We start from the raw sequence: 15,812 nt of genomic DNA on the forward strand, positions 1-15,812 counted from the left end.
CAAAACATCTTCGGCGTTGTAAGGTTAAGCCTCACGGTTCATTAGTACCGGTTAGCTCAACGCATCGCTGCGCTTACACACCCGGCCTATCAACGTCGTCGTCTTCAACGTTCCTTCAGGACTCTCAAGGAGTCAGGGAGAACTCATCTCGGGGCAAGTTTCGTGCTTAGATGCTTTCAGCACTTATCTCTTCCGCATTTAGCTACCGGGCAATGCCATTGGCATGACAACCCGAACACCAGTGATGCGTCCACTCCGGTCCTCTCGTACTAGGAGCAGCCCCCCTCAATTCTCCAGCGCCCACGGCAGATAGGGACCGAACTGTCTCACGACGTTCTAAACCCAGCTCGCGTACCACTTTAAATGGCGAACAGCCATACCCTTGGGACCTACTTCAGCCCCAGGATGTGATGAGCCGACATCGAGGTGCCAAACACCGCCGTCGATATGAACTCTTGGGCGGTATCAGCCTGTTATCCCCGGAGTACCTTTTATCCGTTGAGCGATGGCCCTTCCATTCAGAACCACCGGATCACTATGACCTGCTTTCGCACCTGCTCGCGCCGTCACGCTCGCAGTCAAGCCAGCTTATGCCATTGCACTAACCTCCTGATGTCCGACCAGGATTAGCTGACCTTCGTGCTCCTCCGTTACTCTTTAGGAGGAGACCGCCCCAGTCAAACTACCCACCAGACACTGTCCGCAACCCCGATTAGGGGCCCACGTTAGAACACCAGCCATTAAAGGGTGGTATTTCAAGGATGGCTCCACGCAGACTGGCGTCCACGCTTCAAAGCCTCCCACCTATCCTACACATCAAGGACCAGTGTTCAGTGTCAAGCTATAGTAAAGGTTCACGGGGTCTTTCCGTCTTGCCGCGGGTACACTGCATCTTCACAGCGAGTTCAATTTCACTGAGTCTCGGGTGGAGACAGCCTGGCCATCATTACGCCATTCGTGCAGGTCGGAACTTACCCGACAAGGAATTTCGCTACCTTAGGACCGTTATAGTTACGGCCGCCGTTTACCGGGGCTTCGATCAAGAGCTTCTCCTTACGGATAACCCCATCAATTAACCTTCCGGCACCGGGCAGGCGTCACACCGTATACGTCCACTTTCGTGTTTGCACAGTGCTGTGTTTTTAATAAACAGTTGCAGCCAGCTGGTATCTTCGACTGATTTCAGCTCCATGGGTAAACCACTTCACCTACATATCAGCGTGCCTTCTCCCGAAGTTACGGCACCATTTTGCCTAGTTCCTTCACCCGAGTTCTCTCAAGCGCCTTGGTATTCTCTACCTGACCACCTGTGTCGGTTTGGGGTACGATTTGATGTTACCTGATGCTTAGAGGCTTTTCCTGGAAGCAGGGCATTTGTCACTTCAGCACCGTAGTGCCTCGTCATCACACCTCAGCGTTAATAACGTTCCGGATTTACCTGGAACATCCGCCTACATGCTTAAACCGGGACAACCGTCGCCCGGCCAACATAGCCTTCTCCGTCCCCCCTTCGCAGTAACACCGAGTACAGGAATATTAACCTGTTTCCCATCGACTACGCCTTTCGGCCTCGCCTTAGGGGTCGACTCACCCTGCCCCGATTAACGTTGGACAGGAACCCTTGGTCTTCCGGCGTGCGGGTTTTTCACCCGCATTATCGTTACTTATGTCAGCATTCGCACTTCTGATACCTCCAGCAACCCTCACAGGCCACCTTCAACGGCTTACAGAACGCTCCCCTACCCAACAACACATAGTGTCGCTGCCGCAGCTTCGGTGCATGGTTTAGCCCCGTTACATCTTCCGCGCAGGCCGACTCGACCAGTGAGCTATTACGCTTTCTTTAAATGATGGCTGCTTCTAAGCCAACATCCTGGCTGTCTGGGCCTTCCCACATCGTTTCCCACTTAACCATGACTTTGGGACCTTAGCTGGCGGTCTGGGTTGTTTCCCTCTTCACGACGGACGTTAGCACCCGCCGTGTGTCTCCCGTGATAACATTCTTCGGTATTCGTAGTTTGCATCGGGTTGGTAAGTCGGGATGACCCCCTAGCCGAAACAGTGCTCTACCCCCGAAGATGAGTTCACGAGGCGCTACCTAAATAGCTTTCGGGGAGAACCAGCTATCTCCCGGTTTGATTGGCCTTTCACCCCCAGCCACAAGTCATCCGCTAATTTTTCAACATTAGTCGGTTCGGTCCTCCAGTTAGTGTTACCCAACCTTCAACCTGCCCATGGCTAGATCACCGGGTTTCGGGTCTATACCCTGCAACTTAACGCCCAGTTAAGACTCGGTTTCCCTGCGGCTCCCCTATACGGTTAACCTTGCTACAGAATATAAGTCGCTGACCCATTATACAAAAGGTACGCAGTCACCCCATAAAGAGGCTCCTACTGCTTGTACGTACACGGTTTCAGGTTCTTTTTCACTCCCCTCGCCGGGGTTCTTTTCGCCTTTCCCTCACGGTACTGGTTCACTATCGGTCAGTCAGGAGTATTTAGCCTTGGAGGATGGTCCCCCCATATTCAGACAGGATACCACGTGTCCCGCCCTACTCTTCGAGTTCACAGCCTGTGCGTTTTAGTGTACGGGAGTATCACCCTGTACCCTGCGACTTTCCAGACGCTTCCACTAACACACAAGCTGATTCAGACTCCGGGCTGCTCCCCGTTCGCTCGCCGCTACTGGGGGAATCTCGGTTGATTTCTTTTCCTCGGGGTACTTAGATGTTTCAGTTCCCCCGGTTCGCCTCGTTTGACTATGTATTCATCAAACGATAGTGCAACGAATTGCACTGGGTTTCCCCATTCGGACATCGCCGGCTATAACGGTTCATATCACCTTACCGACGCTTTTCGCAGATTAGCACGTCCTTCATCGCCTCTGACTGCCAGGGCATCCACCGTGTACGCTTAGTCGCTTAACCTCACAACCCGAAGATGTTTCGTAAAACATCGTCGTGTCGCGAAAATTTGAGAGACTCGAACACACATTAGCTGTGTGTCGTTTCAATTTTCAGCTTGATCCAGATTTTTAAAGAGCAAAACTTCGCAGTGAACCTTTTCAGGTACACTCTGAAGTTTTCTTGTGGTGTGCAGTAAAAGATGGTGGAGCTATGCGGGATCGAACCGCAGACCTCCTGCGTGCAAAGCAGGCGCTCTCCCAGCTGAGCTATAGCCCCATCGTAGTTAAAACCTCTTCAAATTCACCGTGATGAATTTGGTAGGCCTGAGTGGACTTGAACCACCGACCTCACCCTTATCAGGGGTGCGCTCTAACCACCTGAGCTACAAGCCTGCAGAGATTTTTTACTGCTTATTTTTCATCAGACAATCTGTGTGAGCACTACAAAGGCAGGTTCTTTCAGGTAAGGAGGTGATCCAACCGCAGGTTCCCCTACGGTTACCTTGTTACGACTTCACCCCAGTCATGAATCACAAAGTGGTAAGCGCCCTCCCGAAGGTTAAGCTACCTACTTCTTTTGCAACCCACTCCCATGGTGTGACGGGCGGTGTGTACAAGGCCCGGGAACGTATTCACCGTGGCATTCTGATCCACGATTACTAGCGATTCCGACTTCATGGAGTCGAGTTGCAGACTCCAATCCGGACTACGACATACTTTATGAGGTCCGCTTGCTCTCGCGAGGTCGCTTCTCTTTGTATATGCCATTGTAGCACGTGTGTAGCCCTACTCGTAAGGGCCATGATGACTTGACGTCATCCCCACCTTCCTCCAGTTTATCACTGGCAGTCTCCTTTGAGTTCCCGACCGAATCGCTGGCAACAAAGGATAAGGGTTGCGCTCGTTGCGGGACTTAACCCAACATTTCACAACACGAGCTGACGACAGCCATGCAGCACCTGTCTCAGAGTTCCCGAAGGCACCAAAGCATCTCTGCTAAGTTCTCTGGATGTCAAGAGTAGGTAAGGTTCTTCGCGTTGCATCGAATTAAACCACATGCTCCACCGCTTGTGCGGGCCCCCGTCAATTCATTTGAGTTTTAACCTTGCGGCCGTACTCCCCAGGCGGTCGACTTAACGCGTTAGCTCCGGAAGCCACTCCTCAAGGGAACAACCTCCAAGTCGACATCGTTTACAGCGTGGACTACCAGGGTATCTAATCCTGTTTGCTCCCCACGCTTTCGCACCTGAGCGTCAGTCTTTGTCCAGGGGGCCGCCTTCGCCACCGGTATTCCTCCAGATCTCTACGCATTTCACCGCTACACCTGGAATTCTACCCCCCTCTACAAGACTCCAGCCTGCCAGTTTCGAATGCAGTTCCCAGGTTGAGCCCGGGGATTTCACATCCGACTTGACAGACCGCCTGCGTGCGCTTTACGCCCAGTAATTCCGATTAACGCTTGCACCCTCCGTATTACCGCGGCTGCTGGCACGGAGTTAGCCGGTGCTTCTTCTGCGGGTAACGTCAATCGACAAGGTTATTAACCTTATCGCCTTCCTCCCCGCTGAAAGTACTTTACAACCCGAAGGCCTTCTTCATACACGCGGCATGGCTGCATCAGGCTTGCGCCCATTGTGCAATATTCCCCACTGCTGCCTCCCGTAGGAGTCTGGACCGTGTCTCAGTTCCAGTGTGGCTGGTCATCCTCTCAGACCAGCTAGGGATCGTCGCCTAGGTGAGCCGTTACCCCACCTACTAGCTAATCCCATCTGGGCACATCTGATGGCAAGAGGCCCGAAGGTCCCCCTCTTTGGTCTTGCGACGTTATGCGGTATTAGCTACCGTTTCCAGTAGTTATCCCCCTCCATCAGGCAGTTTCCCAGACATTACTCACCCGTCCGCCACTCGTCACCCGAGAGCAAGCTCTCTGTGCTACCGTTCGACTTGCATGTGTTAGGCCTGCCGCCAGCGTTCAATCTGAGCCATGATCAAACTCTTCAATTTAAGTTTGATGCTCGTGAATTAAACTTCGTAATGAATTACGTATGTTCACTCAGAGACTTGGTATTCATTTTTCGTCCGAAGACGTTAAGAATCCATGTCACTTTGAGTGCCCACACAGATTGTCTGATAAATTGTTAAAGAGCAGTGCAACGCGGCTTTCGCTCACCGTTGCGAGGTGGCGTATATTACGCTTTCCTCTTTCAGAGTCAACCCGTTATTTCAGGATTTTTTCTCTTCAACCGACCGGGTTGTTTGTGAAGTGATTCACATCTGCCGTGTCAGTGGGAGCGCATTATAGGGAGTTATTCGGCGCTGACAAGCGGTAAAATACAATTTTATTTCAACCGCTCATCTTTTATACATAACGCTTATTTTTGCTGCTTTTTGATAGCATCCGGCAGGTCAGCCAGGCTATTAAGCACCCAATCAGCGGCGCTTTCCGCTTCTGGAGTGACTGGCTTGCCGGTACGCACTAATACTTTCGTGCCGACATTGGCCGCCAGAGCTGCCTGCATATCTTCGACTTTATCGCCGACCATATAGGAAGCAGCCATATCAATATGCAGATAGTCACGCGCCGAGATCAGCATACCCGGATGCGGCTTACGGCAGTCGCAGGTCTGGCGAAACTCTTCGACGGTTCCCTGCGGGTGGTGCGGACAATAATAGATGCCATCCAGATCAACGCCGCGATCGGCCAGCGACCAGTCCATCCACTCGGTCAGCGTTTCAAACTGCTCTTCAGTAAACTTACCGCGGGCGATACCGGACTGGTTGGTCACCACCACCAGCGCGTAGCCCATCTCCTTTAATTGACGCATTGCATCAATGACACCATCGATAAATTCAAAGTTGTCGATTTCATGGACGTATCCGTGATCGACATTAATCGTGCCATCACGGTCAAGAAAAATTGCGGGTACTGACATTGCCACCGGTTTGCTCCTGATAAAGGCTAATGCGCGTAGTATCGCATGTTTCCCGACGCAAGAAAGTGCTCATTATACAGAGTCAGATTGATTTAGACGTCTGGATGCCTTAACATCCATTTCATTGACAGGCATCGCCTGGACACGGCAGAAGAAAATGCCACGGCAAACGGCTAAACGATAATAAATAACTGATGATTAAACTTTCGAAGATTACCAAAGTGTTCCAGCAGGGAAATCGCAGCATACAGGCGCTGAACGATGTCAGCCTGCATGTCCCCGCCGGGCAAATTTATGGCGTCATCGGCGCTTCCGGCGCGGGTAAAAGTACACTAATCCGCTGCGTTAACCTGCTCGAACGTCCAACTCAGGGCAGCGTACAGGTGGGCGGCCAGGAGCTAACGGCGCTGTCCGAAAAAGAGCTGACTCGCGCTCGTCGCCAGATCGGCATGATCTTCCAGCACTTTAACCTGCTTGCCTCACGTACCGTATTCGGTAATGTGGCGTTGCCGCTGGAACTCGACAATACCCCGAAGGAAGAAATCAAACGCCGGGTTACCGAGCTGCTCGATCTCGTCGGCCTGGGGGATAAGCACGATAGCTATCCGGCAAACCTTTCCGGCGGTCAAAAACAGCGCGTCGCCATCGCCCGTGCGCTGGCGAGCAACCCAAAAGTCCTGCTCTGCGACGAAGCCACCAGCGCCCTGGATCCGGCTACCACGCGCTCGATTCTGGAGCTGCTGAAGGATATCAACCGTCGTCTGGGCCTGACGATTTTGCTGATTACCCACGAAATGGATGTCGTCAAACGCATCTGTGATTGCGTTGCCGTGATCAGCAACGGCCAATTGATTGAACAGGATACGGTGAGCGAGGTCTTTTCTCACCCCAAAACTCCGCTGGCGCAACAGTTTATTCAGTCAACGCTACACCTGGATATCCCGGATGATTATCAGGCGCGTCTGAAGTCTGAGGCTCTTCCCGATAGCGTGCCCATGCTGCGCATGGAGTTCACGGGTCACTCCGTTGATGCCCCGCTGCTTTCTGAAACTGCCCGTCGCTTTAATGTAAACAACAACATTATTAGCGCGCAGATGGATTACGCGGGCGGCGTGAAGTTCGGCATTATGCTGACCGAGATGCACGGCACGCAGGAAGATACCCAGGCCGCGATCGCCTGGCTACAGGAACACCATGTAAAAGTAGAGGTACTGGGATATGTCTGAACCAATGATTTGGCTGCTGGTTCGCGGCGTATGGGAAACGCTGGCCATGACGTTCGTCTCCGGCTTCTTCGGTTTTGTTCTTGGTCTGCCGGTCGGCGTCCTGCTTTATGTCACCCGTCCGGGGCAAATTGCCGCTAATGCGAAGCTCTACCGTACGCTTTCGGCGGTGGTGAATATTTTCCGCTCGATTCCTTTTATTATCCTGCTGGTCTGGATGATCCCCTTTACCCGCGTGATTGTAGGGACGTCGATCGGCCTGCAGGCGGCCATTGTTCCGCTAACGGTCGGCGCAGCGCCCTTTATCGCCCGTATGGTTGAAAACGCCCTGCTGGAGATCCCCACCGGCCTTATCGAAGCGTCCCGGGCCATGGGCGCAACGCCGATGCAGATCGTGCGTAAGGTCCTGCTGCCGGAAGCGCTGCCGGGTCTGGTGAACGCGGCAACCATTACCCTCATTACGCTGGTCGGCTATTCCGCGATGGGCGGCGCCGTGGGTGCAGGTGGTCTCGGACAGATTGGCTACCAGTACGGTTATATCGGCTACAATGCAACGGTAATGAATACCGTACTGGTGCTGCTGGTTATTCTGGTGTACTTAATTCAATTCTCTGGCGATCGTATCGTCCGGGCTGTGACTCACAAATAACATTACACACAATACAGAATCTTACAGGAAGGAAATAACATGGCCTTTAATTTCAAAACCTTTGCGGCAGTCGGCGCGTTAATCGGTTCTCTGGCTCTGGTGGGTTGCGGTCAGGACGAAAAAGATCCTAACCATATTAAAGTCGGCGTTATCGTCGGTGCGGAACAGCAGGTTGCGGAAGTCGCGCAGAAAGTAGCAAAAGAAAAATACGGCCTTGATGTTGAACTGGTGACCTTCAACGACTACGTTCTGCCGAACGAAGCGCTGAGCAAAGGCGATATCGACGTTAACGCCTTCCAGCATAAGCCGTATCTTGACCAGCAAATCAAAGACCGCGGCTACAAGCTGGTTTCCGTAGGTAACTCTTTTGTTTACCCAATTGCCGGTTATTCGAAAAAAATCAAATCGCTGGACGAGCTGCAGCCGGGCTCTCAGGTCGCGATTCCTAACGATCCCACCAACCTTGGCCGCTCTCTGCTGCTGCTGCAGCAGGTTGGCTTGATCAAACTGAAAGAAGGCGTTGGTCTGCTGCCAACCTCGCTGGATATCGTTGAAAATACGAAAAACCTGAAAATTGTTGAGCTGGAAGCCCCGCAGCTGCCGCGCTCCCTGGATGATGCGCAGATCGCTCTGGCGGTTATCAATACCACCTATGCCAGCCAGATCGGCTTAACGCCGGCAAAAGACGGTATTTTCGTGGAAGGTAAAGAGTCTCCGTACGTGAACCTGATTGTCGCTCGCGAAGACAACAAAGATGCGGAAAATGTTAAGAAATTTGTTCAGGCTTACCAGAGTGACGAAGTTTACGAAGCGGCTAACAAAATCTTTAACGGCGGCGCGGTGAAAGGCTGGTAATCTTTTCTCAGCGTAATATCATTCAGGACGGGCTTTATGCCCGTCTTGTCATTTATGCAAGCACCTGATTCAATAGCGCCCTGTTTTATTATTTATTGAGGAAATACTATGCGTGCTTTACCGGTCTGTTTGTTAGCACTCATGTTAAGCGGTTGTTCTATGCTAAGCAGATCTCCCGTCGAGCCTGTACAAAGCACCGTAACCCCGCCAGCCAAATCGGAACCGGCAAAACCGAAAGCGACGCGTCCGGCCCCGGTAAGAATCTATACCAATGCAACAGAATTGGTGGGTAAACCTTTCCGCGAACTCGGCGAAGTCACCGGTGAATCCTGCCAGGCCTCGAATCAAGACTCTCCGCCCAATATCCCGACTGCTCGCAAGCGCATGCAGATTAACGCTGCAAAAATGAAAGCCAATGCCGTGCTGCTGCACCGCTGCGAAGTCACCAGCGGAACCCCAGGCTGCTACCGCCAGGCCGTCTGCCTTGGTTCAGCGCTTAACGTTACGGCGCAATGAGTGATTTTCAGTTTGCGCAGATAGGCGTTATTCGCTCGCCCTATAAAGAAAAATTTGCCGTCCCCCGCCAGCCTGGGCTGGTTAAAAACGGCGGCGGCGAATTACATCTTCTGCCTCCCTATAACCAGGCCGATGCCGTACGCGGCCTGGAAAACTTCAGCCATTTGTGGGTCCTGTTTGTGTTTCATCAGACCATGGAAGGCGGCTGGCGCCCAACCGTACGCCCTCCCCGCCTCGGCGGCAACGCGCGGATGGGCGTTTTCGCCACCCGCTCTACCTTCCGCCCTAATCCAATCGGTATGTCGCTGGTCGAGCTAAAAGGTATTTGCTGCCAAAAAGAGCGCGTCGTTCTTGAGTTAGGCAGCCTGGACCTGGTGGACGGTACGCCGGTAGTCGACATCAAACCTTACCTGCCCTTTGCCGAAGCGCTGCCGGAAGCCAGCGCGAGCTACGCTCAGCAGGCGCCGCAGGCGGAAATAGCGGTAAGCTTCACGTCAGAAACCGAAGCCCAGCTTTTCGCTCTGGAAAAGCGCTATCCCCGGCTTAAGGCGTTTATTCGCGAAGTTCTGGCACAAGATCCGCGGCCGGCATATCGTAAAGAAGAAGACCCGGGTAAGACCTATGCCGTCTGGCTGCTGGATTTTAACGTGCGTTGGCGGGTGATTTCGTCCGGTTTTGAAGTCTTTTCTCTCGAACCACGCTAATTTTATTTTCCTCTCTTTTGGCATCTTTGCCACACTGGTAAACTAAACCACTTTTTTGTGTCAGGCTGGCTTCCAGCCTGTATCGATCGTCCAAATGGAACCGTAACAACATGCGTACTAGCCAATACCTGCTCTCCACTCTGAAGGAGACACCTGCCGACGCCGAGGTTATCAGCCATCAGCTGATGCTGCGCGCCGGGATGATCCGCAAGCTGGCCTCCGGGTTATACACCTGGCTGCCGACCGGCGTGCGCGTCCTGAAAAAAGTCGAGAACATCGTGCGTGAAGAGATGAATAACGCCGGTGCCATCGAGGTGTTAATGCCGGTAGTTCAGCCCTCTGAACTGTGGCAAGAGAGTGGTCGTTGGGAACAGTACGGCCCGGAACTGCTGCGCATTGCTGACCGTGGCGAACGTCCGTTCGTGCTCGGCCCGACTCATGAAGAAGTGATCACCGACCTGATTCGTAACGAGCTGAGCTCTTACAAACAGCTGCCGCTGAACTTCTATCAGATCCAGACCAAGTTCCGTGATGAAGTGCGCCCGCGTTTCGGCGTGATGCGTTCCCGTGAATTCCTGATGAAAGATGCTTACTCTTTCCATACTTCTCAGGAATCTCTGCAGGAGACCTACGACGCAATGTACGCCGCGTACAGCAAAATCTTCAGCCGTATGGGCCTGGATTTCCGCGCGGTACAGGCTGACACCGGTTCTATCGGCGGTAGCGCATCCCACGAATTCCAGGTGCTGGCGCAGAGCGGTGAAGATGACGTGATCTTCTCTGATTCTTCAGACTACGCGGCCAACATCGAGTTCGCCGAAGCCGTTGCGCCGAAAGAGCCGCGCGCTGCCGCTACTCAGGAAATGACCCTGGTCGATACGCCGAACGCCAAAACCATCGCCGAGCTGGTTGAGCAGTTCAATCTGCCGATTGAGAAAACGGTGAAAACCCTACTGGTGAAAGCGGTAGAAGACAGCAAGTCTCCGCTGATTGCCCTGCTGGTTCGCGGCGATCATGAGCTGAACGAAGTTAAAGCGGAAAAGCTGCCGCAGGTCGCCAGCCCGCTAACCTTCGCCACCGAAGAAGAGATCCGCGCGCTGGTGCAGGCGGGCCCCGGTTCTCTAGGCCCGGTTAACATGCCGATTCCGGTAGTTATTGACCGTACCGTTGCCGCAATGAGCGATTTTGCCGCAGGCGCCAACATCGACGGTAAACACTACTTCGGCATCAACTGGGATCGCGATGTCGCGACCCCAGAAGTGGCTGATATCCGTAACGTGGTGGCGGGCGACCCGAGCCCGGACGGCAAAGGGACGCTGCTGATTAAACGCGGTATCGAAGTGGGCCACATCTTCCAACTGGGTACCAAGTACTCTGAAGCGATGAAAGCCTCTGTCCAGGGCGAAGATGGCCGTAACCAGATCCTGACCATGGGTTGCTACGGCATCGGGGTGACTCGCGTGGTGGCAGCAGCCATTGAGCAGAACTTTGACGATCGCGGGATCCTGTGGCCGGAAGCTATCGCCCCATTCCAGGTTGCGATTCTGCCGATGAACATGCATAAATCCTACCGCGTACAGGAGCTGGCCGAGAAGCTGTATGCTGAGCTAACCGCGTTGGGTATCGACGTGCTGATGGACGACCGTAAAGAGCGTCCGGGCGTGATGTTCGCCGATATGGAGCTTATCGGTATTCCGCACACTATCGTGCTGGGCGACCGCAACCTCGACAACGACGATATCGAATATAAATATCGTCGCAGCGGCGAGAAGCAGCTGATTAAAACCGGTGATATCGTGAACTACCTGGTTAACGCTATCAAAGGTTAACAATCATCTTTGAATGCAAAAAGGCCTCGCTTATGCGAGGCCTTTCTTTTTCCACGGAAAACCATTACTGATTACAGTCTTTGCCTGGAATAAATTTAATATTTTTATCCGCCATCAGCGTTTTTACCATCTCGCCGTTATCCGGATTCGCTTCCAGCGTAAAGTGCCCCTCGACCACCAGCAGCACCGGACGAGTATCCGTTCCGCGCGCCGCGGCATAATCACGCTCGAGCTGCGCATTATTCGCGACTGCCACCCGCTTGCCGGTTGCGCAATCGGTAAAGGTCGCGGCATCCGCCATATAAAAGTACATGCCGCGCATCGCCATCGGCGTGATGGGCAGGCTGGCTTTGACGGATTCCAGCGTATAGTTCAGCGTTGACTCGATGGGATTACCGTCGCGATCGAGCATTTCCAGCTTGTCGCCTTTCGCCCGATAGTAAGATTTCTCGCCTTTGCTGTCGGTCAGCACCAGCTTATCGGCCGTGCGCGCCCAGGTACCGTATGAAGCAAAAGAGGAGGGCTCGCGCCTGACGCCCTGATATCGCTCATTCATCACCCAGGTGCCGTCTTTCTCAAGAAAGAGCGAGGTTTCGATACCTTCGCAGTCTGCGCACGGCAGCACGCCGCGCCAGCTCTGCTGCATCGGCTTTAGCTCTTCCATCGGCGCCGGTTGTAACGTTTCCATCTCCGCACGATGGTTGCAGCCGAATAACGCAAAAAGCGAACAGGCCGCCACGACTGAAAACACGATTTTCTTCACTGTAAATTCCTTATCATCCATTCCACCGGTTCGCCATGCCCTTAATGGCGAACTTTTCCACGCAGCGCTTTAACTGAAGATTTTTGCGCCTTTGAGGCAAGCCGGCGCTCTTTCGACGCTCTGGTCGGTCGCGTCTCCCGACGACTTTTCTGTACTGCGGTTAATTCTTGTATTAAGGCAACCAGGCGCGCAATCGCCGCTTCACGATTCATCTCCTGGCTGCGATATTCTTGAGCCTTAATGATAACCACACCATCGGCAGAAATTAAGTGATGGCTGGAAGTCAGCAGGCGTTCCTTATAAAACTCAGGCAGGCTCGATGCTTTAATATCAAAGCGCAAATGAATAGCCGTCGATGCCTTATTGACGTGCTGACCGCCCGCCCCCTGCGCGCGTATTCCGGAAAGTGAAACCTCATCATCCGCAATCATCACGCTGCGGCTAATCGTAATCATGCGGATGTTTGCCAGGCCGTTAAATGAATTTCAAGATTATTCTTAGCGTCTGATAACCAGATACCGCCGTCCTGAATAGTCGCCTGTAGCGACATCGTCCGATCGGCAAAAGCACTGAGCTGCGCCAGCTGAGTATCATCTAAATACCATACGGTCAGCTTTGAAAACTGTGCCATTTTACTTTTATTTTGCTGCCACCAGATTTCTGCCGCCCGACTATTATAGGCAAACAGCGCGACCTCTTGCGCCCGCGAGCAGGCTTTTTTAATCCGCCGCTCGTCCGGCAGCCCCAGTTCGATCCACAGATCAACGCCCAAATGATCGTTTAGCAGCCAGAGTTCAGCTTCATCATCGGAAGACAAACCGCGGGTAAACTGCAGACGCTCGTCGGCGTATTTAATCCACGCCAGCAAGCGCAGCATCATACGCTCCTGGGTTTCTGACGGATGCTGGGCAAGGGTCAAACTGACATCCAGAAACTGGTTGCGGTCCAGGTCGGCCACGTTCACCGTCGCTTTATAAATCGTCGCTTTCAGCGCCATGAGGAAACTCCTGATAAAAATGGCGTACATTGTAGCGAAACTGGCGGCAAAAGGCTGTCAGCAATCGCAGGATCCCCTTTCATCCTGCTGATATTGCTTAAATGACTATGGTATAGTCACCTTGCTAAACAGAGTTTATCTTCGTAGGCTTAAACTTACATCCCACGGTTAAGTCAGAACGCTGACAGGAGGGCATGTGGACAAATATTGTGAGTTAATACGCAAGCGGTATGCGGAAATAGCCAGCGGGGACCTTGGGTATATCCCGGATGCGCTAGGTTGCGTGTTGAAAGTATTGAATGAGGTTGCGGCGGATCAGGCCCTTGCTGAGTCAGTCAGGGAAAAGGCCGCATATGCGGCGGCAAACTTACTGGTGAGCGATTATGTCAATGAATGATACTTATCAACCCATCAATTGCGATGATTATGACAACCTCGAACTTGCCTGTCAGAACCATCTGGTCCTGGCGCTGGAGCTCAAAGATGGCGAACAGCTGCAAGCGAAGGCCAACGATCTTATCTCGCGCAAAAATATCGAGTATCTGGTCGTGGAGCTCGCCGGCGACGTTCGCGAGGTGCGCCTGGATAAAATCGCCAGCTTCAGCCATCCGGAAATCGGTACGGTAGTGGTCAGCGAGTCCTGAAGCAAAACGGGTGGCTCAGCCGCCCGTTTTCATCCATATCAACTGCACGCCTTCACCTTCCTGAACTTTCCCATCGACGGTAATAAACAGACCATCGGCTGCGGCGATTAGTGTTTCGCCGTAAAACAGCAGCGGCGTGGTATCGCGCCGCCAGGGAGCAACGTTCAGCTCCTGCCAGATTTTCTTCAGCTTACGGCCACCGTGGCGACCGACGATATGCAGATGACCGCTGGCGCGAAAGCGAATGGTTACCGCTTCGTCCTGGCGCGGGCCGCGTAACGGGCCGCCGGGCAGGAACCTCAGTTCACCCAGGCCGCCGGGTAACGGCAGCGGCTTAGCGATATCGGGCCACGCCAGTACCGTTTCACTCTGGCCGGGGAGATATTTCACCCAGTACAGCCGCTGCTGGAAGCGACGGACGGTAAATTGCCCAAGCCGCAGGCAGGGAAAAGCATCCTCGCGCGCCATCGCCACTTCACGCCAGATACGCTCCGGCACCTCGCGCGAAGGCATTGGCGCATTGAATCCAGCCAGCCAGCGGCGCAGCAGCGCGGCCCGACGCGGAGCGCTCATGGCCGTCAACGGTTCGATAGCCAACGCGCCATCCTCAGCCACCAGCGTTGCCAGCTCCGCCGCCAGCATTTCATCCAACAGTCGTTCCTGTTCGCCGCACAGGCTGGCGCTGCGCGCCACGGCCTCGGCAAAGTGCGGCCAGCGGGCGTTAAGCAGCGGAACAATCCGCAGGCGGAGAAAATTGCGATCGTAGGCGTCGTCCTGGTTACTTTCGTCTTCAATCCAGCTGAGCTGATGGGCTATCGCCCACCGGTGCAGAGAGTCGCGACTTTCGTTAAGCAGCGGACGCAGCAGTTTCGTTCCGGCAAAATCGGACTCGCAGGCCATTGCCGAGAGCCCGGTGGGACCGCTCCCCCGCTTAAGCGCCAGCAGGAAGGTTTCACACTGATCGTCAAGATGCTGCGCGGTCACCAGCGCTTCGCCAGGCAGCAGCGCTGAACGGAAAGCCTGATAGCGCGCTTGACGCGCATGGGCCTCAATCCCCAGCCCCTCATCGGCGAGGACCACCCGTTCAACCAAAAGCGGCACCTGCCACTGCTGACATATTAGCCGGCAGTGCGCCACCCAATCGTCAGCGTTCACGCTGAGCCCGTGGTGAATATGCATCGCCCGCAGCTGAACGGTGGGATCCTGTTCGCGCCAGCGAACCAGGCGATATAAGAGCACGCTCGAATCCAGGCCGCCGCTAAAGGCCACTAAAAACTGGCGATGCGGTCGGAGCGTTTGCGCAATATCTGGGATCATCATCATGAGAGTACTAACTGAGGAAAGCGTGTCCGGCACGTTACCCGGCAGAACACGCTCTGACAAGAATTACTGCTGATAAATCTCCAGCGGTAGACCGTCCGGATCGTTAAAAAACGTGAATCGCTTACCGGTGAAGGGGTCGATACGAACGCCTTCACAGGCTACGCCATGCGCCTCAAGATGGGCAACGGCGGCATCAACATCGTCGACGCTAAACGCCAGATGGCGTAACCCGCAGGCTTCAGGGCGGCTCGGGCGCGCAGGAGGAAACGGGAAAGAAAACAGTTCAATAACATATTCGCCATTCAGCGCCAGATCGCCCTTCCATGAATCACGCTCTGCACGGTAAAACTCGCCCTGCAGGGTGAACCCCAGAATGTCGCAGTAGAACGCTTTACTCTTTGCATAATCCGTTGCAATGATGGCGATATGGTGAACCCGTTTTAAACCTAGCATGCTCAAACTCCTCCCGTT

General features: G+C 53.8%; 14 protein-coding genes, 2 tRNA genes and 2 rRNA genes. 8 read left to right on the plus strand and 10 right to left on the minus strand.

Features of this window, described 5'->3' with window-relative positions:
• Positions 1-20: 20 nt before the first annotated feature.
• The 5 genes from GUC22_RS21855 to gmhB form a co-directional block, all read right to left on the minus strand.
• Positions 21-2,927, minus strand: a 23S ribosomal RNA gene (locus GUC22_RS21855).
• A 179-nt stretch (positions 2,928-3,106) separates the two neighbouring features.
• Positions 3,107-3,182 (minus strand) — tRNA-Ala (locus GUC22_RS21860).
• Positions 3,183-3,221: 39 nt separating this feature from the next.
• Positions 3,222-3,298: transfer RNA gene (locus GUC22_RS21865), tRNA-Ile, on the minus strand.
• A 71-nt stretch (positions 3,299-3,369) separates the two neighbouring features.
• Positions 3,370-4,909 (minus strand): 16S ribosomal RNA (locus GUC22_RS21870).
• Together the 16S and 23S rRNA genes with 2 tRNA genes alongside form the textbook arrangement of a ribosomal RNA operon.
• Positions 4,910-5,277: 368 nt before the next feature.
• Positions 5,278-5,844: a D-glycero-beta-D-manno-heptose 1,7-bisphosphate 7-phosphatase gene (gene gmhB / locus GUC22_RS21875; protein ID WP_024360366.1), complete on the minus strand. Its 567-nt coding sequence runs from the start codon at positions 5,842-5,844 to the stop codon at positions 5,278-5,280.
• A gap of 188 nt (positions 5,845-6,032) precedes the next feature.
• Here gmhB and metN point away from each other — a divergent pair, with 188 nt between their 5' ends.
• From metN to proS, 6 genes are all read left to right on the plus strand, one after another.
• Positions 6,033-7,064, plus strand: a complete 1,032-nt coding sequence (gene metN, locus GUC22_RS21880; RefSeq protein ID WP_004129149.1) for a methionine ABC transporter ATP-binding protein MetN — start codon at positions 6,033-6,035, stop codon at positions 7,062-7,064.
• The gene (locus GUC22_RS21885; protein ID WP_004129148.1) at positions 7,057-7,710 is read left to right on the plus strand and encodes a methionine ABC transporter permease MetI; all 654 of its coding nucleotides are present in this window, start codon (positions 7,057-7,059) and stop codon (positions 7,708-7,710) included. Before metN ends, GUC22_RS21885 begins: the two co-directional genes overlap by 8 nt.
• Positions 7,711-7,749: 39 nt before the next feature.
• On the plus strand, positions 7,750-8,565 hold the full coding sequence (gene metQ, locus GUC22_RS21890; protein ID WP_004137967.1) for a methionine ABC transporter substrate-binding lipoprotein MetQ: 816 nt from the start codon (positions 7,750-7,752) through the stop codon (positions 8,563-8,565).
• Positions 8,566-8,673: 108 nt separating this feature from the next.
• Entirely contained in the window at positions 8,674-9,081 is a 408-nt protein-coding gene (rcsF, locus tag GUC22_RS21895; RefSeq protein WP_004137968.1) for an Rcs stress response system protein RcsF, read from the plus strand.
• A complete protein-coding gene (gene tsaA, locus GUC22_RS21900) occupies positions 9,078-9,785 on the plus strand; it encodes a tRNA (N6-threonylcarbamoyladenosine(37)-N6)-methyltransferase TrmO (protein ID WP_049088236.1) in 708 nt (235 codons plus the stop codon). Before rcsF ends, tsaA begins: the two co-directional genes overlap by 4 nt.
• A gap of 110 nt (positions 9,786-9,895) precedes the next feature.
• The gene (gene proS, locus GUC22_RS21905; protein WP_049085791.1) at positions 9,896-11,614 is read left to right on the plus strand and encodes a proline--tRNA ligase; all 1,719 of its coding nucleotides are present in this window, start codon (positions 9,896-9,898) and stop codon (positions 11,612-11,614) included.
• A gap of 64 nt (positions 11,615-11,678) precedes the next feature.
• Here proS and nlpE read toward each other — a convergent pair whose 3' ends face one another.
• The 3 genes from nlpE to GUC22_RS21920 are packed head-to-tail and all read right to left on the minus strand — an operon-like array spanning position 11,679 to position 13,374.
• Positions 11,679-12,377, minus strand: a complete 699-nt coding sequence (nlpE, locus tag GUC22_RS21910; protein ID WP_098140354.1) for an envelope stress response activation lipoprotein NlpE — start codon at positions 12,375-12,377, stop codon at positions 11,679-11,681.
• 41 nt (positions 12,378-12,418) lie between these two features.
• The gene (gene arfB, locus GUC22_RS21915; protein WP_004137972.1) at positions 12,419-12,832 is read right to left on the minus strand and encodes an alternative ribosome rescue aminoacyl-tRNA hydrolase ArfB; all 414 of its coding nucleotides are present in this window, start codon (positions 12,830-12,832) and stop codon (positions 12,419-12,421) included.
• On the minus strand, positions 12,829-13,374 hold the full coding sequence (locus GUC22_RS21920; protein WP_004137974.1) for a YaeQ family protein: 546 nt from the start codon (positions 13,372-13,374) through the stop codon (positions 12,829-12,831). The genes arfB and GUC22_RS21920 overlap by 4 nt, the downstream gene beginning before the upstream one ends.
• A 196-nt stretch (positions 13,375-13,570) precedes the next feature.
• On the opposite strand from GUC22_RS21920, the gene GUC22_RS21925 reads away from it, so the two are divergent.
• Both GUC22_RS21925 and rof read left to right on the plus strand, forming a co-directional pair.
• The gene (locus tag GUC22_RS21925) at positions 13,571-13,771 is read left to right on the plus strand and encodes a YaeP family protein (RefSeq protein WP_004098778.1); all 201 of its coding nucleotides are present in this window, start codon (positions 13,571-13,573) and stop codon (positions 13,769-13,771) included.
• Positions 13,758-14,018: a Rho-binding antiterminator gene (gene rof, locus GUC22_RS21930; RefSeq protein WP_082237575.1), complete on the plus strand. Its 261-nt coding sequence runs from the start codon at positions 13,758-13,760 to the stop codon at positions 14,016-14,018. The genes GUC22_RS21925 and rof overlap by 14 nt, the downstream gene beginning before the upstream one ends.
• Before the next feature lie 15 nt (positions 14,019-14,033).
• On the opposite strand, the gene tilS is transcribed toward rof, so the two are convergent.
• Entirely contained in the window at positions 14,034-15,335 is a 1,302-nt protein-coding gene (tilS, locus tag GUC22_RS21935; protein WP_024360361.1) for a tRNA lysidine(34) synthetase TilS, read from the minus strand.
• 69 nt (positions 15,336-15,404) lie between these two features.
• Positions 15,405-15,794, minus strand: a complete 390-nt coding sequence (locus tag GUC22_RS21940; protein ID WP_004137980.1) for a VOC family protein — start codon at positions 15,792-15,794, stop codon at positions 15,405-15,407.
• Positions 15,795-15,812: the final 18 nt, after the last annotated feature.

It is taken from the genome of Klebsiella sp. MPUS7 (assembly GCF_009905335.1).
In the GTDB taxonomy this organism is placed as follows: Bacteria; Pseudomonadota; Gammaproteobacteria; order Enterobacterales; family Enterobacteriaceae; genus Klebsiella; species Klebsiella grimontii.